The following is a 23,821-nucleotide window of genomic DNA, read 5'->3' on the forward strand; positions in this document are numbered from 1 at the left end:
TTCACCATTCACCAGAGGTCGCCTTGACACAATCCCTTATCCTGGATACTATCAACTCGTAACATACCCATATCTTAACTAGTTAGATGAGAGCAAACCATGAGCGTAATTCATGTTATCGGTGGTGGTTTGGCAGGAAGCGAGGCCGCCTGGCAAGCTGCAGAATTGGGGGCTGAGGTCATCCTTTATGAAATGCGTCCTCTAACCACCACTGGCGCGCACCGAACCGACAAACTGGCCGAATTGATTTGCTCCAATTCACTTGGCTCGCGTCTCCTCGACCGTGCTTCCGGTCTCCTCAAAGAAGAATTACGCCTTTTACGTTCATTGCTGCTGGAGTGCGCTGAAGCCACCGCTGTTCCCGCCGGCGCTGCACTGGCAGTTGATCGGGATGCTTTTGCGGAACTGGTCACTCGTATATTGAGCCAGCACCCGCGCATTCGGATCGTGCGTCAGGAAGTTACGCAAATTCCCGAGGGCGTGGTGATCATCGCTTCCGGACCATTAACATCGCCGGCATTGAGTGTTGAAATTCAACGTCTTACTGGCGAGAACTATTTATTTTTCTATGATGCTATTTCCCCAATTGTGACCGCCGAGTCTATTAATATGAATATTGCCTTTAGGGCATCGCGTTATGGGCGCGGTCTTCAAGACGAAGGTGATTACATTAATTGCCCCATGAACAAAGCCAAATATAAGGCCTTTGTAGATGCGCTTGTTCACGCCGAACGCATTCCTCTGCGTGAATTTGAAAGGGCTATTGAGCATGGAGTCAAGGCGGGAGCAGATAAATTTTTTGAGGGGTGTTTACCCATCGAAGTTTTAGCCACGCGGGGCGAAAAAGCCCTGGCTTTTGGACCTTTGCGCCCGGTTGGATTAATTGATCCGCGCACCGGCAAGCAGCCTTACGCCGTGGTGCAACTTCGCCAAGATAATCTGATGGGAACTCTCTATAGCCTGGTAGGCTTCCAGACCAATCTTACCTACCCTGAACAAAAACGTGTCTTCCACATGATCCCCGGGCTCGAAAACGCGGAGTTTGTGCGCTATGGTCAAATGCACCGCAATACCTACATTGCATCACCACGGCTTTTATTGCCCACACTCCAACTACGTCATCGTAAGAACATCTTATTTGCTGGACAGATCACTGGAGTGGAGGGATATATGGGCAACATCGCTACCGGCCTGCTGGCAGGATGGAATGCAGTACGTATTTTAAGAGGGGAAGAGCCAGTAGCCTTGCCCCTAACGACCATGCTAGGCGCCTTATGCCGATATATCACCGAAGCGCGTCTGGAGGATTTTCAACCCATGAAGGCTAATTTTGGACTTTTACCCGAACTATCCGACTCGCCCCATGGGAAACAAGAAAAGCACCAACGCTTGGCTATGCGGGCTTTGGAGGATTTGAACACCTGGCTCCGCCGATATCCGGAACGTCAACAGGTTAAACTCCCCAAACTACAATAAAGGTCAACCATGCCGAAAAAATCACCCCGCTTTCGTCTGTTCCTAACCGTCCTGTTGATCGCAGGGATACTGGTGATTGGGCGATTAATCCTTAATATCACCCAACCACCGCTGGTTTTTAATGCCCAGCGCGCTTATCGGGATGTGCAGGACCAGGTTGCGTTAGGGGCACGTACACCGGGTAGTCCCGCCTACATTGCCCTACAAGACTATATTGTCAAAACTCTCCAAACCAACGACTGGATGGTTGAAACCCAGTCAGGAAATTATGCGGGAAAAACTCTCGTCAATCTTATTGGCAAACGAGGCAATCAACGTCCCTGGATCATCTTAGGCGCCCATTATGATTCCCGTCTACTGGCCGATAGGGATCCAAACTCAGAATTACGCAATCAGCCTGTTCCAGGCGCCAATGACGGAGCATCAGGGGTGGCCATTCTGCTCGAACTGGCACGCACATTACCTAGGGATCCGGATAAGGAAATTTGGTTAGTCTTTTTTGACGCCGAAGATCAGGGGGAAATTTCCGGATGGGAATGGATTATGGGTTCACGCTATTTCGTTTCTCAATTAGAACGTCATCCGGATGCAGTGGTAATTGTAGACATGGTTGGGGATACTAACCTGCGCATCCCCAAGGAACGCAATTCCAACCCCCAACTCACCCAGGAAATCTGGTCAATCGCTCACGAATTGGGCTATCAGGAATACTTTATAGATGCGGAGGGCTTGGCCATTTTGGATGATCACGTTCCATTTCTCGAACTATCCATCCCGGCAGTAGATGTGATTGATTTTGATTATCCCTATTGGCATACCACGCACGATTTGCCGGATAAAGTTTCGCCTTATAGCCTTGAAATCGTTGGGCGTACCTTGTATCATTGGATTACTTACCCTCGATCAACAGCCCCTTATTAAACGATCAGTAGTTGGCAAAAGCACCCTGCTCGCTTAAACTTATAAACATGGAAAAACTCAAAGAATTGTGGGCATTTGTTCAGGCTGATTGGATCGAGCACACCGTTCGGTTGGTGGGCGAAAATACCCCCACCCGAGAAAACCTGCATCTCCAAATTCAGGACTTCGCTCAAGCACTCCACAACGTCCTTGATGAAGGTGCATACCACAAGTTAGATCCCATCTTGGAGCGCTGGGCATCGTCTTTGACCCAAACCGACCTTGAGAGCAGTACCAGTGACCTAATGCGGTTTATGGGTATTTTAATGACCTCAGCGTTTGAAACGATCAAACAGCATCTAAAACCCCCTGAGGCACTAATCCTCATCGGAGGACTGCTCCCATGTTTCAATTATGCTTATGAACGACTTGCACACCACGAGATAGAAGTGAAGACCTCTTATATTTCCAATCGCCTGAGTCAGGTTCAACAGCGACTCGAACGACTCGATAAAAGCAAATCCGACTTTATTGCAATTGCGGCTCATGAGCTGAAAACACCGCTTACCCTGGTTGAAGGTTATACCGCCATGTTGCGGGAAGGACTGCGTCAGCGTGCAGCGCTGTCTCATGATGTTACAATACTGATCGAAGGAATCGAGAATGGTGCAAAACGATTACGCAACATCATCGAGGACATGATTGATGTTTCATTGATTGACAACGCACTGCTCTCCCTCAACCTTCAACCTATATGGTTGAGTCACTTGTTCGAGATCCTTGACCGCGAATTGCATACCGCCATAGAGGAAAGACATCAAGCATTAAAAATCCATCATTTCCCCGGATGCACCGAGATGATCTTCGGTGATCCCGAACGGCTACTTCAAGCCTTTCGCAACATCCTGGTCAACGCCATCAAATTTACCCCTGATGGCGGAAAGATTGAGATAAATGGACGGGAATTGCCTGGTTTTATAGAAGTAACCATTCGAGATACTGGCATTGGTATTGACCCCAACGACCAGAGCCTGATCTTTGAGAAGTTTGCCCGGATCGGTAATGTTGCCTTGCACTCCAGCGGTAAAACAAAGTTTAAGGGGGGCGGCCCGGGTTTGGGTCTTCCCATCGCCAAGGGTATTATTGAAGCCCATGGGGGAACGATATGGGTAGAATCTGAGGGCTATGATGAAGTGCGCTGCCCGGGTTCTACCTTTCACGTCCTGCTCCCCAAACATCCACCTCTACTTGAAGGACGCGCCGCCGACTTTCTAGCGGCGTTAACCCCAACCCAATCCTTATCTGAGTAGATAAATTATGAGCGCTTCGTTTATTCAACCTGCACATCGAATTGCTTCGTTCAAACCTTATTTTTTCGCTAGCCTTAACCAGAAAATTGCCGAACTTAAGGCTCGCAACGTAGATATTATCCGTATTGATATGGGTTCCCCAGACCTACCACCAGCCGACTTCATCATCGAAACGCTGGTTGAACATGCACGTCGAACGGATACTCACGGCTATACGCCTAACGGTGGCTTCCCGGCCTTTCGGGAAGCGGTTGCCACCTATTACCGTCGTCGGTTTGGGGTCGAGTTAGACCCGATGAAAGAAACCTTGGCGCTTATCGGTTCCAAAGAAGGGCTCTTTAACTTGGCTCAGGTTATCCTCAACCCTGGCGATGTTGTGTTGGTTCCCGATCCAGCCTACCCGGTTTACGAAGCCGCGAGCCTCATCGCTGGCGCAGAAGTGATTAAACTACCGCTCAAACGCGAGAATAATTTTTTACCCGATCTGGACGAGATTTCCCCCGAGATACTCAAAAAAGCAAAAATTTTATGGCTAAACTACCCCAATAATCCTACCGGTGCCATCGCCCCATTGGCGTATCTCGAACATATCATTCAGTTAGCCCATCGCTATCACTTTATTGTTGCCTTCGACGCCCCATACACAGATATTTGCTTCGGAGGGTATAAAGCCCCCAGCATTTTACAAATCCCGGGCGCCAAAGAGGTTGCCATTGAGTTTAACTCCCTCTCCAAAACCTACAACATGGCCGGTTGGCGGGTTGGCATGGCTGTGGGCAACCCTCAGATAATTCAATATTTGCATACTTACAAGAGCCAAATGGACTCCTCTCACTTCCAGCCTATCTTGCTGGCGGCAATCGCTGCCCTCACTGGCGACCAAAGTTGGATTGAAGAACGCAACCGTATTTACGAACAGCGCCGCGATCTGGTCGTCCAGGCCTTGAAAAAGGCTGGTTTTGAAGTTGAGCCTCCGGCGGCCGCTATTTATGTGTGGGCGCATCTTCCTGCTGGTTATGAAGACAGCACCGCATTCTGCACGCAACTACTGGAAGAAACTGGGGTTAGTATTACCCCTGGTATCGTTTATGGAACTTATGGTGAAGGCTATATTCGGATTTCGTTGGGTGCGCCCACAGAACGACTGCAAGAGGCCATGGCACGCTTGACCTCGTGGCTTCAGAAGGCCTAGTATAATAGTCAAGCCATGAGTCCAAAAATTCCAGAACCCACCGCTTTTCCACGCGAGCGCGCTTTTCTGGTCGGGGTAGAAATTCGGAGCGAGCCTTCCCCTCTCTCCCTGGAAGACTCACTCGCAGAGTTGCGCCTCCTCGTCCAGACGGCCGACCTCGAAGTAGTGGGAGAAACATACCAACGCCTTGATCGGCCGCATCCAGACACCTTAATTGGAAGTGGTAAGGTCGAGGAGATCAAGGTTTTGCTAGAAGAAACTGCGGCAGACGTGGTAATTTTTGATGCCGAACTGACCCCCCGCCACCAACGCGAACTGGAAGAAAGATTCGGTAGTCAAGTCCGCGTATTAGACCGCACCGCACTGATCCTCGACATCTTTGCCCGTCATGCCCATACCCGGGAGGGCATTTTACAGGTTGAACTGGCATTTTACGAATATCGCCTACCGCGATTAACACGCGCTTGGACCAATTTAGCTCAGCAAACAGGCGGCGGTGGCGGCAGAACAGGGAGCCAAGGCGGGGTTGGGCTGCGCGGTCCGGGTGAAACGCAACTCGAGGTAGACCGACGAGAAATCCGTCGTCGCATTGCTTTCCTTAAGCGTGAATTGGAAAAAGTGCGCGCCCATCGTCAGCGCTATCGCCAACAACGCCGCAAATCTCAAATTCCAGTCATTTCATTGGTGGGTTATACCAATGCCGGTAAGTCCACGCTATTAAACCGATTAGCCCGGGCACAGGTGTATGTAGCCGATCAGCTTTTTGCGACCTTAGATCCAACCACCCGCCGGGTGGAACTCCCTGGGGGACACGTAGTGCTCTTCACGGACACAGTTGGGTTCATTCAAAAATTGCCTACTCAACTGATTGCTGCCTTCCGTGCCACTCTGGAAGAGATCACCGAATCAGACTTATTGGTCCATGTGTTAGACGTTACTCATCCCAACGCGGTTGAGCAGTGGAAAGTCGTTCAAGAAACGCTCGAAGAAATTGGTGCCGGTGATATTCCAGTCATTACCGCTCTAAACAAAATTGATCGGTTGCCCGATACCACAGCGATCAAGGCGCTTTCGGATGCTTTTTACCACTCTGTGCCCATCTCTGCTCTTACCGGAGACGGAATCCCAAACCTATTGCGGGCTATTGAGACCACTCTTTACGAAGATTACACTCCGATCACTGTTCATATTCCTTATTCAGAGGGCCACCTCATCTCACTGTTTCACGAACACGGGAAGGTTGAACGCGTCACACACCACGACGGATATGTCACCATGCAGGGTTTATTACCAGGGCGATTCCTGGCTCGTTTTACCCCCTTTACACGAAGTATAAAAACAGTGACCCAGACAGATCACGAAAATGGATCAACGGATTTCCCGGATTCTTGACCGCCTTTCCGAATATCTAGCTGCGCGCAAGGGACTTCTCCCTCTAACCGGTTTGGGGTTCATTCTCTTGAACCTAATCCTCCAATTCTTCACCAATGGATGGATTGCCCAGACCAATCTCTTTTTACATCTTGGCCTTTTTTTAGCCATTCTGGGCTTCTTAATCGCTCGCGCTTTATAAAACTTATTTAATTTAAAAACAAAAACGCGACCATAACATCGGTCGCGTTTTTGGCTCAAACAGCGAGATAACTACTTTTTGGCTTCTTTTTCCATGCTGATAACTTCGCGTCCTTGATAATAACCGCAGTTGGGGCACACCGTGTGAGGCAATCGCAATTCACCACAATTGCTGCATTGCACCAGGTTTGCCGCTTTGAGGGCATCATGGGCACGACGGCGATCGCGTCGCCCCTTAGACAATTTGCGCTTTGGTAGAGGTACCATGGTTTATGCTCCTAATCCTTTACTCACTATATCCAATGACCCGCGAATTATAATGAGGAGACCCTGAAAACGTCAAGATTTAAGAACCAAAATCCCCCTTGTATTTAGCCCCAAAAACCCTATAATTGAATTATGAATTGGGAGCGCTTCTAAGATTTAGGTAATTTACCCCCGAAAGGCCGCCTTTAAACGGCTTTTCAAAACCAAAATATTGGGAGCGCTCCCAATATAGTAACCTCCAACTGACAAAGGACGTTTTCTATGGACACCTCGTATCAAACCTCTTCTTTCACTCAACTCGATATGTCACCTCAAAACATGCAGTTTCCGACCGGTTTTCTTTGGGGAGCAGCCACTTCTGCCTATCAAATTGAAGGCGCCTGGAATGAAGATGGTAAGGGACTTTCAATTTGGGACACTTTCGCTCACACCCCTGGAAACATACGCGATGGCCAGAGTGGCGATGTCGCCTGCGATCATTACCATCGTTGGCGAGAAGATATTGAATTAATGAAAGCCATGGGACTAAAAGCCTATCGTTTCTCTATTTCCTGGCCGCGCATTTTTCCCCAAGGAACTGGGAAATTCAATCCCAATGGGCTAGACTTTTATCAACGCTTAGTGGATGAATTGTTGAAGGCAGAAATTGAACCCTTTGTGACCCTCTACCATTGGGATCTCCCCCAATCCCTCCAAGATCAAGGCGGATGGCCCGCTCGCGATACAGCCAAAGCCTTCGTTCAGTACGCCGATCAGGTTTCTCGAGTATTAGGTGATCGGGTCAAATACTGGATTACTTTCAACGAGCCATTTATTGTGGCTTGGTTAGGTTACTTGATCGGTGAACATGCACCCGGGCACAAGGACAGAGATGAAATGCTTCATGCCGCCCATCATCTTTTACTTGCTCATGGCTGGAGTGTCCCAATCCTTCGCCAAAACTCTCCTCACGCTCAAGTCGGAATTACCCTTGACTTTTACCCTGTAACTCCGGCCTCTTCTCACTTTGCCGACCGATATGCGGCTTGGTTACAAGATGGATATCGCAATCGTTGGTTGCTTGACCCTTTGGTTGCACGCGGATACCCGCCTGAGGTTATCCAGTTCTTCAATTACTCTATGGATTTCATCCAACCAGGTGACTTGGAAGTCATCGCAACCCCCATTGACTTCATGGGGATGAATTATTATAGTCGCCAAATCATTCGAGCCAGAGATCGGGAGAATGAGGATTTCACTCCCATCTTCCTCCCCCCACCCTCCGGGAGCGAACTCACCGAAATGGGATGGGAAGTCTATCCACAGGGTCTTTTCGAATGGCTCACGCGCCTGACCTACGAGTATCGGTTTCCCGCGATCTATGTGACGGAAAACGGTGCAGCCTATCCCGATAACCCCAATGACTCCAAGATTGAGGATGTTCAGCGGATTAATTACTTACGCGAACATTTTACTCAAGCCTGGCAGGCTTTGCAGGTTGGAGTGCCTTTGAAGGGTTATTTTGTCTGGTCGCTCATGGATAACTTTGAATGGTCTCATGGCTATACGAAACGCTTCGGCTTGATCTACGTAGACTTCAAAACTCAGGAACGGCGAATGAAGAGTAGTGCCTACTGGTATCGTCGGGTGATTGCCTCAGGAAAACTTGATTAGAAAACAATCGTAAAAGAAACGATGCGCTCTAAACATGGGGAGCGCATCGTTTCGAATTGCTGGGCTCTAGTTTTTCTGTCCTACTTCACGTCAACCACAATGCTGCCATCTTTGATACCCTGGATGGTGGCTTCCGCTTTGGCCTTGACCTCAGCAGGTACTAATTTGTCATTGTATACCATCTCTAACCCGCCATTTTTGAACGACAGATAATAGACCTTGCCACCTGGCTCACCGGCCTTATTGCTTGCGATCATATCGCGCAGGATGACCTCCCAACGGTAGATCAAGTTAGCCGCTACAGTATCTGGAGCCAGAGAGTCTTGATACCAAGCCGAGGCTAACCAAATAATACCGTTTTGTTTGGCGACATTGATCGCACCAGTTACCGATTGGGAGGTGCCGGTTAGGACATCCGCGCCTGCCCGGACGTGGGTCTCCGCTGCAGCTGCCATCAAGGATACATCCGAGAACGACCCAGTATAACTGATATTAACCTGAATCGTGGGATCAACCGACTTCACACCTGCCTCGAACCCCAAGTTATACAGCCGTGCATCTCCAGCCTCAACCGGTCCTGTGACCCCAACTACCTTGGTTTTAGTCAACATCCCCGCTATCACGCCGTTCACATAACCCCCCTGTTGTGCTTCCGGTTGGTAGGCAAAGATGTTGTTTATCCCTTCTTCTTTATAGGTCTGAGTGGTGGTACCCCAAGCAAACGAGGTCTGGGGAAACTCGGGTGCGATTTGTTGCAGCGACGTCCCATACTGGGCACCATGAGCGATAATGAGGTTATACCCTTGTGATGCGTAATCTCGAATAGCGGCTGAGGCATTCGTAACATCCCAAGCGTCTTCCGACACCGCAATCTCCAGTTTGCTAGGCCCGCCCATTTCCTGTTGTACTTTGAGTAACCCCTCATAAAGCGATTGACTCCATTCCAGGTCTCTGATTGTGCTGGGAAGGATCACCGCCACTTTAAACGGTTTCTCCTCAGCGGGTGGGGTGGCAGTTGCCTGAGCACAGGCTGTGAGCAACAACGAACTTACCACTATCCATAATATGAGCCGTTTTATCGCTTTCATGGAACCTCCTTGAGAGTTTGGGAATAGGGATTTCCGCTGCGTGATCAAATTTCCCTGATCGCAGCGCTGAGATCTTGCCACCCCCTATAAAATTTTACCTCAAATAAGGAACCCCCCTTTATCTCTACGCAATGCACTTTTGTGACTCTTATTCACGTCTTTTTCTTTGATAAAAAAGGGCAGTTACCCCAAATATCGGTCAACTGCCCTGAATCAACATCACCTTGTTTATGACCCGCGCCTTAAAACGGGGTCTCTGACCCGACATAGCAAGCAATTCGCTGATCCAAAAGGAGTTTCTGAAGATGGGCCAATTTCTCTTCGGGAGTGCCTTCGTAATCCCGGTAGGGGTAGATCTCTCCTAATTGTGACCACTTAGAGTCCCCTAACCGATGGAAAGGTAGAATGTTCATCTCCACCAAACCAACTTGGCGAAGGAATTCAGCCGTTTTCAAAATGTTTTCATCATCATCATTGAATCCTGGAATAACGGGCATACGAATAATGAGTCGCCCCGACCAGCCTGAACGCGCTAACAGTGCAATGTTACTCAAAATCAGTTCGTTCGATACCCCTGTTCCAATTTTATGCTTCTCGGGATCCATATGTTTGATATCAATAAAAGCCCAATCCACAAACTTCATCAATTCCAGGAAGGCACCGGATTCGATATAGGCGCTGGTTTCTACCGCCGTATGGATATAGGCATCTCGACACGCCTCTAAAACCGCCCGCATAAAACGTCGTTGCATCAGGGGTTCCCCGCCAGAAAACGTTACCCCACCCTGGCCTCCCCAGTATTGCTGATCGCGCTTTAAAATTCGCATCAATTCCGAGACCGTATACCAACGCCCACAAATTTTCAGGGCTTCAAAGTAGCACACGGCTGCGCAATCAAAATCACGGCAAGACTGACATTTTGACCGATCTAAAATTAATGGGTTTGCCTCTTTGTCTCCGTTTTCAGAGGGATTCTTGCGAATCGCCCCTTCCGGACATGCCGAAATACAGCGTTCGCACCCTTGAGTGAGGTGGGTGCATTTTGTGGCTCGATACATGATTTCCTGCTTAAACTGCTTGCCTTCAGGGTTAGAACACCAAGCGCAGTCCAGCGGACACCCCTTAAGAAAAACAAGCGTCCGGCAGCCCGGGCCATCGTGAACAGAATAGCCTTGAATGTCAAAAATTAATCCTTTTTCTTCGTTCATTTCCTCTCCTATCCCTTTCTGGGCCTGGGAGCAAGACGGTCTCCCAGGCCCAAAATCCCATTTGGCAGTCCTTAACTAGTATTAATCTGCAGGTGCACCCTCAGCCGCCTTGACAACGGCGGACTTGGGTTGAGCAGCCAGCGGCAGGGTGGAAGCCACAATCGCCGAGATCACAAAGGCGGAAAGGGCAAAGATAATCGAATAGCGATAGGTTCCAGACACATCAAAGAGATAACCACCCATAAAGGAACCGACTGCCGGGCCGATCCCCATAACAATGAGGGTGGCGAAGCCCCAAATTTTACCCAACGTCTTTCGTCCATAAACCGAGCCAGCATAACCCGCGCAACCTCCGGGTTCGATGGCCCAGTAGACCGCAAATAAAATACATGCGATCAAACCGGCCGCAATCGTCGCCCCAGGAGTCAGGCTGACCAACAATAGGATGCATGCCGCAATACCGCAGAGAGGAGCAATGATCAACATGGTCTTTCGGGCTTTGCTCTCGATCCCGAACTTGGCAACCAATTTATCCGCTACAACACCCATCAAAGGCATGGTTATAATACCAGCCAGGCCGATGGCCACATAGAGATTGGTTGCCGTTGACAAATCGAGTTTAGCATCCTCAGTCCAGAAGCGCACAACTTGTGTCCAAACCAAAAATTCTGCCACCATGGCGGTTAAGAAAGCCAGGATGGTGCCCCAAATGGCATAATTTCCAAAGGCTTCCTTTAATGACCAGTTATACTCATCTTTGGCCGCAGATGCGCCTGGGGTTAAACCGAACGGTTTCAAGCCATAACCCTCGGGGTTCTTACGAGCAAGGATACCGGCTAAAATCAAGGCTACAAAGACAACTATGGCCAGGATTTCCATGGCTGCTCGCCACCCCGTGCTCAACAGGATGGGTTTTACACCCAGACTTAGAACAACCTGAGCAATGGGCGCGCCGGCAAAGGCAATGCCCCACATGGTGGCATAGGTGCGACCCACATACCATTTACGCACTGAGACGGTTGAGGACACCCACAACATACCGGTTCCAATCCCCGCAAACAGGGCGTAGACCAGTAAATATTGCCAGTAGGCCTGCACCTTGCTGGTTAGTAAGTAACCCAAAGCCGCAAACACAGCTCCGATCAAGTAAGCCGGCCGATTACCCCAACGGTCAATAATCATCCCGCTGAAGAAAGCGGTAATGGCATATACGGTCATCATCAAGGAATAACCCAGGGAAGTCTGGGACGTAGTCCATCCCATGTCCTTTGCCATCGGACCCTGGAGAACCGAGAAGGTTGACCGATAACCGAACAAGCAAAACACCGCTAGGAATGAGGCTGCCACAACCATGTAGCCAATTCGTTTTGCGGATTTCTCGTCCATTTCTTGATCTCCGACTAGAAATAGGATGGGATTGGGGGCGTCACTACGGACGCCCCCTTCTTCCAACTGAAATTTATTTCGTGGCGTACATCTCGCACGTAACGGCGATAAGATCCTTGAACGTCCAGGGCTGGGTCTTTTCAGCCGTGCAAGTGCCGATGGTGTCCTGCCCATTTTCCTTGAAAAACGCGCAGTTCTTGCACTTGGGCAATGCCGTGAAACTCCCGCATACATCCGAGTCAATCAAGACCAACTCATTGGTGCGACGGCAGATGCCCTTAGTGACATCAACTGCCACAAAGTTCCTGCAATCATTGTGCCGTAAAGTTTCCTGGCTCACGTTTGCATCTCCTTCTAGTAATATAAGGTCCAATCCAACTAGACTTCCTCGTACTCCGTGCGGGCGATGACTTCGTCCTGGATCTGCTTGCCCAGTTCGACCCAGTATTGTGTAAAGCCCGCAACACGAATGAGCAAGTCACGGTAATTCTCGGGATGAGCCTGAGCATCCTTCAAAATCTTGGAGTCCACGATGTTGTACTGGATGTGGAACGCACCCCGACGCATGTAGGCCCGCGTCAACTCAAGCAATTTGCGCGATCCTTCAATGCCCTTGACGGCGCTCGGATGGATCTTCAGGTTCATCTGGCTGTTCTGGGATTTCGCATGATCCCACACCGTCGCCGAGTTGAACAACGCATAGGGACCATTGCGATCCGTGCCCGGATATGCCGACATTGAACCATCCGCATAGGTCGTACCCGCCAAGCGCCCATCCGGGGTAGCTAACGTCGCCGCACCTTGCGGGCCATGGGTTGAAACAGAAATCTGGCAGGCATAGAGCGGCTTGGCATACAGCGACTCGAACTTGTGGCACATATCGCAGAACCAATCCTCGTATTCGCGGAGGATGCTGTCCACATAAGGATCATCGTTGCCGTACTTGTTAGCCAGCAAGCAGTCGCTGTGGATCTTATCGTACTTTTCGCCACCCGGTTTCTTCACCTGGGAGAACAAGGAGAACGATCCTACTTCATGGGCGGTCTTGAAGCCAAAGTTCTCCAGGATGGCCTCACGCATCTCGTCCAGGGTGTATTTCTTCTCGTCATACACCAGTTTCTTGAGCGCGGCCAGGGAGTTAACCATGTTGATGGTACCGCAGGATTCAACATTGAATGTCGCGTTGTACCGGTAGCCCAACTGGCCAATATGACGCCCTTTTTCCAGACAATCCGGCTTCAAGAACGAGTTGATGATAGTCATGTTGTTCTTGCGCCAGATATCGTGCTGGATATTGTTGCATTTGCATAAGGCGTCTACGGCCATCTCGTAGTATTGCTTATAGACCTCCCACAGTTCCTCATAGGTCTCCAACTTGCGGTTGTGAGGCGGGAAGATCTGTTCTTTAATCCGGTGGTCATAACCGTTGAAGATCACGCATTCGAGGATCTTGGGGTTAGCGATGAAGTGGACACCCACCGAGGTCGGTTGACCAGCGCCGCCGGGGATCCAATACTTCTTGCCGTTCAGGGTCAACTGATGCCATGAGCACGGCGAGGTTTCCAGACAACCACCAATGGCGATAGCCCGTGCCTCAGGTAGAGTCATGCCCTCGGGACCATATTGGCTCAACAAGAATTGAATGCCAATCTGGTTGTTCATCCATGCAGGATAACCCGTTCCAGTTTTGACGCACTCAATTGCTTTGAGCAAGAAATCTTCCGGTAACTTCTCATCGTAGAGCACCGAAAGAGTAGGTTGAGGCGATTGCAGGCTCATCGCCGAATCAAGGATGAGTTTTTCAAGATCGTTACTGGCCGGATCCCCATCTTTGGTCAGACCACCCATGCTCAGGTTATTAAAGGTGTTACCCGAGAGCACACCGCCGACGACACCCATGGAAGCAAAGCAGTCAATGCAGGTGAACTTCACGCGATGGCATTCCAATAATTCTAGGACTTTCTCCTTGGTAATGCGGCCCGCTTCCATGTCCTGCTCATACCAGGGCCACAGTACCTGGCCCAGACGACCAGGGGACATACCGGAAATGGCATCCTCGTTGAGTACAGCAATGTGAAGGGTGTAAGTTAATTGCAGAGCCTCGCGGAACGTACGCGGCTGGTAGTGGGCAATCCATTCCAGAGTTTCTGCAATTTCCTCGTATTCTTTCTTCTGCACCGGATCATCGGTGACGCTTACTAAGCGGCGTGCTTCTTTTGCATAGTTTAGGATCCACGCCTGCAATCCTTCAATCACATGGATAACCGCGTCATAGTAATACAAACGATCCATGCCGGTAATGCCATCACCATCCGCTTTACCGGCTACCTCGGCTTTGCGCTGCTTGCAAATCTCGATCAAGCCGTCAAAGCCATACTGGAGCGGATAGTAATAATTAATTACTTCGCGTCCCTGAGGCAGGGTGAATCCCGAGTCGAACATGCAGATCAACGATCGCATCAGTTTCTCTTTCAGATCGTACTCGGGCACCATCATTTCATACTTATGCCCCAGGTCTTCTACCGACTTACCCACCCATTGTTTGGCTAATTTCAACAGGGCAGGCACCTCTTCGCTACGAATACCAAACTTACCGGCGATAGAGACCACATTACCGAAGGATTTGGTCACGTTGCCACCGCCGGAACCAAATTTCGACAGTTCACCCGCCGAAGCGCTACCGCGTTTTAAGGCTTCTTGATATAGTTCGTCCTCTTTAGCCACATAAAAGGACTCTGACAGCCAGGGCATTGGGAACGAGCCACGATAATAATGCGCCTTGCCCATTACCAAGAGTTCTCCCGGGTAAATGCTGGGAGTCAGATGGCTAAAGGCGTGCTTCAGAGCCAACGCGCGGCGCACAATTGGAACTTCGTTATCCAGTTCCATGTACTTGCGCGTGTACCAATACGGGAATTCCAAATCCACCGAAGAATAGGTGTTAAAATACAGATCGCGAAGTTTCTTTGCGCGGGGAGTCGGTTCGCGCTTAACTTCGCGATCCACCATCTCTTCAGGCGCCTTCCCGTATTGGAAACTGATGGGGATGCCTTTTTCTTGCAGTATGTCAGCCAGACTCCTGGTGACTTCCTGCACACCTACTGACTTCTCTGACATGTTACACTCCTTTCTTGCGGGATTTTGGAGGAGGTTTTCCGTAAACACTTTAATCAAAACACCCTCCGGGCTCAATCGGGGATTCCTCCGATCCCACCAACCGAAAAAGGGCTGATCTTCCTATCAGCCCTTTTTCCTAATGGGGCATCCCCCATTTGACCGATGTCCGTCTTGACCTAGTTCATCATCCCCGCAAAATGCCATGGCGGATAGCTTTTGCTACCGCCTCAGCACGATCATTCACCTCAAGTTTCTGATAAATGTTACTTACGTGGGTTTTTACCGTATGGCTGCTAATTTTTAGACGCGCAGCAATTTGCTTGTTCGATGCCCCGTTAGCCATCATGCGCAAGATTTCCAATTCGCGATCGGTTAGTGCGGAACTATGTTCTACCTCACCACTCCCGGAAACTTTTTCAAATAACTTGCGGGTAATCTGAGGATGAAGCAGAGATTGTCCGCGATGCACTTCACGAATAGCATTAATTAATTCGTCCCGCGTAACATCCTTAAGCAAATATGCCGAAGCACCAGCCCGAATTCCTTCGAAAATATACTCATCGTTGTCATATACGGTCAATATGATAAATCGAATAGATTCACATTGGGCACGAATTAATCGCATAGCCTGAACACCATCCATACCCGGCATCCGTAAATCTAAGAGCACGATATCGGGTACAATGCGTAAAGCCAAATCCATCGCTTCTTGTCCGTTGCTCGCTTCACCTACAACCTCAAACCCCTCTACACTGGAGAGCATGGCGCTCAAGCCTTGCCGAATGACCGGGTGATCATCAGCGATCAAAATACGCACCTTGGGGTTTTCCACATACCCTCCAAAACTCATAAAATTTTTAGGTAATCTTTATTATAAACCGGCCTTGAAACTTGAAGTAGAATACCTATAATCATATTTTATGGCATTACATTGACAACCATAATAAAAACAAGGAGTCCAATCCTTCGATGTTTACGCCCCTCCACCTTGAATCCCCCCTTGAAGATAGCATTCAAATTGGACAGAAAGCCGCCAATCTAGCGGCTGAGGCATTGGAAGCCTTAGGTAAACAATTAATCCGTCAGAAAGCCAATGATATCGCTAGGCAAATTGAAATTTATCTGTCGTGTCACACTTACCCAACCCTGGAAGCACTGAGCGCCGACGCAAAACTGGCCGCCATTGCGGTTCAAAGGGTTGGTCAAACTGGGTATTCAGCTGTTCACGATACCCAAGGGATCAATCGTTTCCACGTTAATCCAGAATTGATTGGTGCCGATTTACGCTATTTGGCTGGTCGTTTCCAAAATTTTTGGGAAATCATAGAGCAATCTTTAGTTGGGGAATCCGAAGGTTACTACGAATTTAAAGATTATGAAGGCAACATACGCAAGAAATACATGGTGTGCCACCCGATTTGGCCTCCTTCGATTAAACCCCACGGTTTAGTTGTGGCTGTAACGGTTTTCATGGACGAGTTTCTGCAACCCTCCCGCGAGATTCACCGGAGTATCCTCACCCTTTTAAACCATCTTGAAGAACGTACCCGGGCCGAAAAACGCCGTGCCGATCAACTGCGTGCGATCAATGAAGTCGGTCAGAAGATCAGCGCAGTGATGGATGTTGAACAAGTTCTCCCCTCCATCGTAACCTCTCTTCAAGAAATATTCGCCTTTCATAGTATCCGTGTTTACTTAAAACAACCCCAAGCCCGTTTTATGGTCTTGGTTGCTCAGGCGGGTCAAACCAAAGAGAAACCTGTTGGAACTTTGCTCAGCATTGAGGAGGGTATTGAAGGGTATGTTGCCCGCTCTGGACAGCCTCACCTCGAGAATGAAGAATCACCCCACATTAACAAATCCGGGCGAAATACACCCTTTGAAACGCTCTCCCGGATCGTTGTTCCGATCAAGATTGGATGCGATACGCTTGGAATCTTAGATGTCCAAAGTCCACGCCACGGGAGTCTGGACACCCACGACCTCTTTACCGTCCAAACATTGGCTGACCAAATTGCCATCGCATTGGAAAATTCTCGTATGTACCAGGAACTGCGGGAAATGGCCGTGATTGAAGAACGCAATCGCATCGCACGTGAAATTCACGATACTCTTGCCCAAGGATTCGCCGGAATTTTAATGCAAGTAGAAGCCCTGCGCCAAAGCCTGAGTACAGGAGATACACGCTCAATTAACGATCATCTTATGCGCATTCAAAGCATTGCCCGCGAAAACTTGAACGAAGCAAGACGGTCTGTACAATCCCTAAGGCCTCCTGCTATAAGTCAACAAACATTAGAAGAATTGATTCAAAACGAAATTGAGAAGCTAACCCGTGACCTTCTTATCAATGTTCAATTCCACGTCACAGGTAACCCACCCCTAATCCCCACTGACGCCAAGCAAGCTCTCTATCGCATTGCTCAAGAGGCACTATCAAACGTTCGCAAACACTCACATGCCACAACCGTCCAAATCACCTTAGTTTATAGCGAAAGGTCAATCACCTTGTGGGTTCAGGATAATGGAATTGGATTTGACAGCAAGGTCCAGTTTGAACATTCCTTTGGTATTACGTGCATGCGCGAGCGTGCGCGTATGTTTGGAGGAATGGTCAACGTACACAGCGAAAAGGGAAAGGGAACAACCATAGAGGCAGTCATCCCTGTTTAACCCCGACCTTTGCCATCTCCCAGCGCACATCATATTCACAGTAAGGATCGCCATTGTACATACAACGCGTCTTTTTAATATACGGGATACCGCCAGCGGCCTCAATCACTCCTTCCATCCAGCCCACGTGGTTATATGTACATCGCTCACGCGGCTGTTTCTTCCCCATATCCACTTCCATACGTACATGGTTTTCGGCCAGATCGAAAATCCGCACCACAACACCATCTCCCCAATTGTGGCGCAGGCACAGGTCCATGCGGCGGATGATGTAGCCGGGATCGCCGGGTTTAAAATACTTGGCTAAAGCGGCGCCAGGTTGAATATCATATTTAGCCCGATACCGGGTCATTTCGCGCAAAATATCGTCTTTTCCACCAGCGAGTTCCTCTTTTATCGCGTTTGTCAACAAACCCAGAATCTCAGGGGGATACTCGCCCTCAGGATTAATCGTTCCGCGTAAAAGACGCTGAACCTCAGATGGTAAGCGGTTAATCACACGCTCAAGTGCGGGTGCTCCGTACTTTTCTCGAACAAAATCAAGCCGCCCAATTAAAGCACTACCACGGCTGACTTTTCCGCTCACTTGCTGGGTTGTGATTCTGACAATCTGTTGTTGCAGCAAAGTGCTCTGTTCGCTCATGCGTTGGATTGAAGCGGTCACATTGGCAACCTGATCCCGAATCTGTTCCGCAGCCAAAGCCACATCATTCAATTGCTTCAAGGTCTGTTCGCTGGCATGAGCATAAATCTGAACCGCCTGGGTAACTTCAGAAGCACTCGCACTTAATTCTTCTGTAGCCGCTGTATTTTCTTCTACTACTGCTGAAACGGTTTCCATAGCCGTTGTTAATCCCAGTGTGGCCACGTGAATTTCGTCTGCCGCTCGGGCAATATCCTCAATCCGTTGTTCAACTTGCTCAATTCCCTCGAGAATGGTTTCGAGAGCCCCGCGTGCGTCAAGGCTTTGTTGGACTCCCGCGTCTATTTCTGTGCCTTGATCCTGGATCGCCAATCCCATCTCCGAGACAGAGGCCTGAATATTGTGGATCAAGGTCCCAATCTCTTTGGTTGCTTGAACCGACTTTTCGGCCAGTTTACGTACTTCATCCGCCACGACAGCAAATCCCTTACCCTGCTCACCAGCTCGTGCGGCTTCAATTGCAGCATTAAGCGCTAACAGGTTGGTTTGCGCGGCTAATTCCTGCGTGGTTTCCAGAATAATCCCTATCTTGCGCGTATTCTGCCCCACCCATTCAGCCTTCTCTTGAACCCGGCGAGTACTTTCGACAATCCGCTGCATCCGCTCGATACTCTCGCGAATGGTTTTCGAACCATGTTGGGCTGAAGAAGAAACCTCATTGGTTACCTGAACAGCCAACCGCGTGCGTTCTGTAACCCATTGAATATTTTCGGAAATTTTTTGCATTTTTCGGGATGCTTCGGCCACAGCTTGCGCCTGTTCCTGGGCCCCCTTACTTACGCCGTTAATTGCTAATGCCATCTGCTCAACCGCTTGTAAGGTTGCCTGTAAGCGTTCAATTTGTCCAGAGGTCTCTTGAACCACCAGGCGCAGTTTATCACTAATTTCGTGAGTTGCCTGGTTCGTCCTATCTGCCGCGAAGGCAATGTTGCCATATTCACGGCTGATTTGATCTATGTTCTTAGTCATTCCGCTAATGGTCTCTCGAAGTGACCTCACCATCCGTGCCAAGGCCTGCCCAATGGCATCATTTTCGGAACGCGCTCTGAGGTCCAACGTTAAATTTCCGCTTGCAATCTTTTCCGCGATGGAATTAATCTGCAATAAGTACTCGCGAATTTGCTGTTGGGCATTTAGTAGATCTCGAATCTCATCCCAGCCCTGAATCTCTTGGCCTTGCCCCAAATCCCCCTCCGCCAATTGCAGAGCCGAGCGTGCCAACTCGTGAACCGGCAAGACAATGCGTTTTAATGCCAAGAGCAGTAGAAAGTAAGCTGGCGTCACCAACATTGCTGCCAGAACCATTCCGGTTAAGGTCACGCCTTGCCTTCCTAAAATAAACCCCGCTGTTGCCGCAAGAGACGTTATCCCCACCACAATGGCATTGAGGCGAGAAGCTATCCCACGACCAAAGATACGATAAACCACTCCCAAGGTTAGCAACGCTACTATCAAAATCAAGATCACAAACGTCCATCCATTCATCGCCCTAAGCACATTTTCAATTGCAGTCCAAACCATCGCCATTTGCTCGCTCCTTCACATGAACGATCTCGCTTTATCCCCAAATGCAGTTTACACAAGAGCAGAAGATCCTCTCTGTAAAGAAAAAGTTAAATCATGCTAAAACCGCCATTAAACAGATAAGGCGCCGTTATGTTGGCGCCTTATCTCTCTACAAGACCAGTTGAACCCTATTCATTTACATAACTCAGCCACTCTGCAGATCGCGGGTGCTCACCCTGTACAACAGCCCGGAAAACCTTTGCAAGTGCGCGGGTAATTGGACCGGCTTTTCCATTTCCGATAACTCGAAAATCAATTTCGGTCACTGGAACTACCTCAGCCGCCGTGCCACAGACAAAGATTTCATCGGCGATGTAAAGATGATCGCGACTGATCTGGGTCTCAACCACCTGATAACCCAAATCTCTCGCCAGGGTTATTAATGAATCACGGGTGATTCCCTCCAACACCGCCCAAGTACCCGGCGTATAAATCACACCATGACGAACGATAAAAAGGTTTTCACCTGTGCACTCTGCCACATAACCCTGAGGATCAAGCATTACCGCTTCATCAAACCCTAGCCGCACCGATTCGGTTTTCGCCAACACGCTATTGGCATAGTTTCCGGTTACCTTGGCCTTGGTCATCATAACATTAGGGTGGTGGCGCGTGTAAGACGAAACATTCATCCGCACCCCTTTTTCCTCCGCCTCATCGCCGAGGTAGGCGCCCCAAGACCAGGCTGCAATCCCCACACGCGCAACGCCACTATCCAGGTTCAAATCTCGCTTATCACTTTCATGAAAAATCAGAGGTCGAATGTAGCACGCCTGAAATCCATTCGCCCGCACCACGTCCTTGCATGCTTCCCCTAATTGTTCGGCGGTAAATGGGAGTGAGCGGAAGCCCAGGATCTTTGCTGAGTTGACCAGGCGGGTCATATGCTCTTTTAACCGAAAAATCGCTGGTCCGCGTTGTGTGCTATAACAGCGAATACCCTCAAAAACTCCCAAACCGTAATGCAATGCCGTATTGAGAAAGTGCACCGTTGCCTTTTCGTACTCCACAAGTTGACCATCTAACCAAATGTAACGTGACTCAGCCATAATGATTCCTCCATTCCGGGTAGTTTAGTCTAACCGCTCGATGATCGCCTGGGTCATCGCGGTTGTGGTCAATGAGCCACCTAGATCTCGTGTGCGTGCTCCCTCGGTAATGGCTTGATCCACCGCTTTCTCAATTGCTCTCGCTTCCTGCTCCAGCCCTAAGGAATAACGCAATAACATAGCCGCACTCAATATTGTCCCAATGGGATTGGCAATCCCCTGCCCGGCAATATCTGGCGCCGAGCCATGAATGGGTTCATACAGCCCACCATACTGCCCATTTAGCGAGGCTGAAGGGAGCATCCCCATTGAACCAGCCAATACTGCAGCCTCATCGGTAAGAATATCCCCAAACATGTTTTCGGTGACGATAACATCAAAGGACTGGGGAACACTCACCAAACGCATGGCAGCCGTATCCACCAATACATGCTCTAATGTCACATCGGGATAACGCTGAGCCACCCGATTGGCAACCTCTCGCCATAGACGAGACGATTCCAGTACGTTAGCCTTATCCACCGAACTTACTTTTCTACGTCGTTGCCGCGCTAAACGAAACGCCAAATCTACGATTCGCTCAATCTCGTTTTCAGTATACTCCAGGGTATCAACTGCCCGTTGTTGCCCATCAACCCAGTCCCGTTTCTTAGGCTGGCCAAAATACAGCCCACCCGTTAATTCACGGACGACAATCAGATCTACACCTAAAAGCCGATCCGATTTTATAGGAGAAGCCTCAATGAGCGCTGGGTGAACCCGTACCGGGCGCAAATTTGCAAACACCCCTAACCCTTTACGTAAACCCAGTAACCCCTGTTCTGGACGAACCGATGCACGCGGGTCATCCCATTTTGGCCCCCCTACCGCTCCCAGCAATACCGCATCCGCGGAACGACAGGCTTGTAGGGTCTCTTCAGGTAACGGATTGCCGGTCTTATCAATCGCACTCCCCCCAATCAGATATTCTGTAAATACAAATTTATGGTCATAATGCTGCCCAACGGCTTCTAACACCTGCACAGCAGCGCTCACAACCTCTGGACCAATTCCATCTCCGGGTAATAGGACAATGTTAGCCTTCATGTTGTTGTCTCCTGCTCAATTCCCATATTCCGTATTCAATCGAATCGGCCAATGCAAACCATGAAGCTTCGATAATATTGGTTGAAGCGCCGACCGTGCTCCACTGGCTGACCCCGTTGCTGGTGTCAATCAGTACCCGCGTAGTTGCCATAGTGCCGTGGTTACCATCTAAAATGCGCACTTTATAGTCCTTGAGATGAAAATGATCAATCTCGGGATAAAATGGACGCAGGGCCTTTCGCAGTGCTCGATCCAATGCGTTCACCGGCCCATTGCCATCTGCAGCTGTATGGATAACCTCACCGTTCACACGGACTTTGACCGTTGCCTCGGCAATCATCCCACGCCCTTGACGATGTTCAACACTGGCCGTAAAGTCAATTAATTCAAAAGGCGGTTGATAGTCCGGTTGGCGTCGTCGTAGCATCATCACAACTGAAGCCTCAGCGGCTTCAAAGGAAAAGCCTTGGGCTTCCATGGATTTCAGATCCTTCAGGGCTGAGGCTATGTCAAACTTCTTGTCCAAGTCCAGACCATACTCTTCAGCCTTACTGAGTAAATTGCCCCGTCCCGAGAGTTCCGAAACCACCACGCGACTGCGGTTACCTACTAATTCGGGATCAATATGCTGATAAGAGCGGGGAGTACGTCGCATGGCCGCCACATGAATACCGCCTTTGTGAGCAAATGCCGCTCGCCCTACATAGGGCAGATGCTCATCTGGCGCTAGATTGGCAACCTCGGCAACATAATGGGAGAGGTCGGTTAATTTGACCAGATGTCCTTCCGGCAAGGCCTTAAGGCCCATCTTTAATTCCAAATCGGGAATAATGGAGCACAGATTAGCGTTTCCACACCGTTCGCCATAACCGTTTATCGTTCCCTGGACTTGAACACAACCTTCACGCACGGCCACTAAAGAGTTCGCCACCGCACACTCACCATCATTATGAGCGTGGATACCGAGTTGTGCCTCTGGAAAACGCGTCCGTACAGCACGTACAATCTCCCCTACTTCCCAGGGAAGAGTGCCTCCATTTGTATCACACAGTACTAGTGTTTCCGCGCCGCCACGTAAGGCAGCTTCTAATGTTGCCAGGGCATAGTCGGGATCTTCCTTGTATCCATCAAAGAAGTGTTCGGCATCATAAATGACGCCACGCCCATGTTGCACAAGATAGGCGACACTTTCCTCGATCATCCGTAGGTTGTTTTGGGGCGTTGTACGGATCACCTCATGCACATGGAGAAGCGAAGATTTACCTACCACGGTGCAATAGGGTGTTTGGGCTTCGAGCAAGGCACGAATATTTTCATCCTCATCTGCACGCTTTTCTGCCGCACAGGTCATACCAAAAGCTGCAATCTTGGCATGACGCCACTCCATATTTACAGCACGCCGAAAGAACTCAGCATCTTTGGGGTTTGATCCGGGCCAGCCCCCTTCGATAAACGCCACGCCCAGATCATCTAAACGCCGCGCTATATTCAACTTGTCGTCAATGGAAAAAGAAATATCGGTCCGCTGTGAGCCATCGCGTAAGGTCGTGTCATAGATCTGGATCATGGCTACTA

The 23,821-nt window shown here is 49.5% G+C and carries 19 protein-coding genes; 8 read left to right on the forward strand and 11 right to left on the reverse strand.

The genetic code is table 11. From position 1 onward, the window contains the following. Nucleotides 1-99 precede the first annotated feature (99 nt). From trmFO to QYE77_RS02515, 6 genes are read left to right on the forward strand one after another with little or no spacing between them, the layout of a single operon-like run. A complete protein-coding gene (gene trmFO, locus QYE77_RS02490) occupies nt 100-1,476 on the forward strand; it encodes a methylenetetrahydrofolate--tRNA-(uracil(54)-C(5))-methyltransferase (FADH(2)-oxidizing) TrmFO (RefSeq protein WP_315623769.1) in 1,377 nt (458 codons plus the stop codon). 9 nt (nt 1,477-1,485) lie between these two features. Then, nucleotides 1,486-2,397 carry a M28 family peptidase gene (locus QYE77_RS02495; protein ID WP_315623770.1) on the forward strand — a complete coding sequence of 304 codons (912 nt, stop codon included), beginning with the start codon at nt 1,486-1,488 and terminating at the stop codon, nt 2,395-2,397. Nucleotides 2,398-2,444: 47 nt separating this feature from the next. Next, on the forward strand, nt 2,445-3,686 hold the full coding sequence (locus QYE77_RS02500) for a sensor histidine kinase (protein ID WP_315623771.1): 1,242 nt from the start codon (nt 2,445-2,447) through the stop codon (nt 3,684-3,686). A 7-nt stretch (nt 3,687-3,693) separates the two neighbouring features. Beyond that, on the forward strand, nt 3,694-4,878 hold the full coding sequence (locus QYE77_RS02505; RefSeq protein WP_315623772.1) for an LL-diaminopimelate aminotransferase: 1,185 nt from the start codon (nt 3,694-3,696) through the stop codon (nt 4,876-4,878). A 15-nt stretch (nt 4,879-4,893) separates the two neighbouring features. Further along, complete coding sequence (hflX, locus tag QYE77_RS02510; protein WP_315623773.1) at nt 4,894-6,270, forward strand: GTPase HflX; 1,377 nt, start codon at nt 4,894-4,896, stop codon at nt 6,268-6,270. Beyond that, entirely contained in the window at nt 6,242-6,451 is a 210-nt protein-coding gene (locus tag QYE77_RS02515; protein ID WP_315623774.1) for a hypothetical protein, read from the forward strand. Before hflX ends, QYE77_RS02515 begins: the two co-directional genes overlap by 29 nt. A gap of 71 nt (nt 6,452-6,522) precedes the next feature. Here QYE77_RS02515 and rpmF read toward each other — a convergent pair whose 3' ends face one another. Next, nucleotides 6,523-6,717, reverse strand: a complete 195-nt coding sequence (gene rpmF, locus QYE77_RS02520) for a 50S ribosomal protein L32 (RefSeq protein WP_315623775.1) — start codon at nt 6,715-6,717, stop codon at nt 6,523-6,525. Nucleotides 6,718-6,978: 261 nt separating this feature from the next. Between rpmF and QYE77_RS02525 the strand changes: the two genes are divergently transcribed. After that, nucleotides 6,979-8,370 (forward strand): GH1 family beta-glucosidase, encoded by a 1,392-nt coding sequence (locus tag QYE77_RS02525; protein WP_315623776.1) that lies wholly within the window; start codon nt 6,979-6,981, stop codon nt 8,368-8,370. 80 nt (nt 8,371-8,450) lie between these two features. Here QYE77_RS02525 and QYE77_RS02530 read toward each other — a convergent pair whose 3' ends face one another. The 6 genes from QYE77_RS02530 to QYE77_RS02555 all read right to left on the reverse strand — a co-directional run bounded on the left by QYE77_RS02530 (nt 8,451) and on the right by QYE77_RS02555 (nt 16,001). Then, nucleotides 8,451-9,458, reverse strand: coding sequence for a BMP family protein (locus QYE77_RS02530; protein WP_315623777.1), 1,008 nt, complete (start codon nt 9,456-9,458; stop codon nt 8,451-8,453). A gap of 242 nt (nt 9,459-9,700) precedes the next feature. Beyond that, on the reverse strand, nt 9,701-10,666 hold the full coding sequence (hpdA, locus tag QYE77_RS02535; protein ID WP_315623778.1) for a 4-hydroxyphenylacetate decarboxylase activase: 966 nt from the start codon (nt 10,664-10,666) through the stop codon (nt 9,701-9,703). Between the two features lie 81 nt (nt 10,667-10,747). Next, entirely contained in the window at nt 10,748-12,052 is a 1,305-nt protein-coding gene (locus tag QYE77_RS02540; protein ID WP_315623779.1) for an MFS transporter, read from the reverse strand. Between the two features lie 73 nt (nt 12,053-12,125). Beyond that, entirely contained in the window at nt 12,126-12,392 is a 267-nt protein-coding gene (gene hpdC / locus QYE77_RS02545) for a 4-hydroxyphenylacetate decarboxylase small subunit (protein WP_315623780.1), read from the reverse strand. A 38-nt stretch (nt 12,393-12,430) separates the two neighbouring features. Next, nucleotides 12,431-15,169, reverse strand: coding sequence for a 4-hydroxyphenylacetate decarboxylase large subunit (gene hpdB, locus QYE77_RS02550; protein ID WP_315623781.1), 2,739 nt, complete (start codon nt 15,167-15,169; stop codon nt 12,431-12,433). A 184-nt stretch (nt 15,170-15,353) separates the two neighbouring features. Beyond that, nucleotides 15,354-16,001 (reverse strand): response regulator transcription factor, encoded by a 648-nt coding sequence (locus tag QYE77_RS02555; RefSeq protein WP_315623782.1) that lies wholly within the window; start codon nt 15,999-16,001, stop codon nt 15,354-15,356. A 221-nt stretch (nt 16,002-16,222) separates the two neighbouring features. On the opposite strand from QYE77_RS02555, the gene QYE77_RS02560 reads away from it, so the two are divergent. Beyond that, the gene (locus QYE77_RS02560) at nt 16,223-17,842 is read left to right on the forward strand and encodes a histidine kinase (RefSeq protein WP_315623783.1); all 1,620 of its coding nucleotides are present in this window, start codon (nt 16,223-16,225) and stop codon (nt 17,840-17,842) included. Here the strand turns inward: QYE77_RS02560 and QYE77_RS02565 are convergent. The 4 genes from QYE77_RS02565 to cimA form a co-directional block, all read right to left on the reverse strand. Beyond that, nucleotides 17,829-20,072 (reverse strand): methyl-accepting chemotaxis protein, encoded by a 2,244-nt coding sequence (locus QYE77_RS02565; RefSeq protein ID WP_315623784.1) that lies wholly within the window; start codon nt 20,070-20,072, stop codon nt 17,829-17,831. The genes QYE77_RS02560 and QYE77_RS02565 overlap by 14 nt on opposite strands. Nucleotides 20,073-20,239: 167 nt before the next feature. Then, nucleotides 20,240-21,160: a branched-chain amino acid transaminase gene (locus tag QYE77_RS02570; RefSeq protein WP_315623785.1), complete on the reverse strand. Its 921-nt coding sequence runs from the start codon at nt 21,158-21,160 to the stop codon at nt 20,240-20,242. A gap of 24 nt (nt 21,161-21,184) precedes the next feature. After that, entirely contained in the window at nt 21,185-22,246 is a 1,062-nt protein-coding gene (gene leuB, locus QYE77_RS02575; protein WP_315623786.1) for a 3-isopropylmalate dehydrogenase, read from the reverse strand. Then, nucleotides 22,236-23,813, reverse strand: a complete 1,578-nt coding sequence (cimA, locus tag QYE77_RS02580) for a citramalate synthase (protein WP_315623787.1) — start codon at nt 23,811-23,813, stop codon at nt 22,236-22,238. The genes leuB and cimA overlap by 11 nt, the downstream gene beginning before the upstream one ends. Between the last annotated feature and the right edge of the window lie 8 nt (nt 23,814-23,821).

This window comes from Thermanaerothrix solaris (genome assembly GCF_032334255.1).
GTDB classification, from domain to species: domain Bacteria; phylum Chloroflexota; class Anaerolineae; order Anaerolineales; family Anaerolineaceae; genus Thermanaerothrix; species Thermanaerothrix solaris.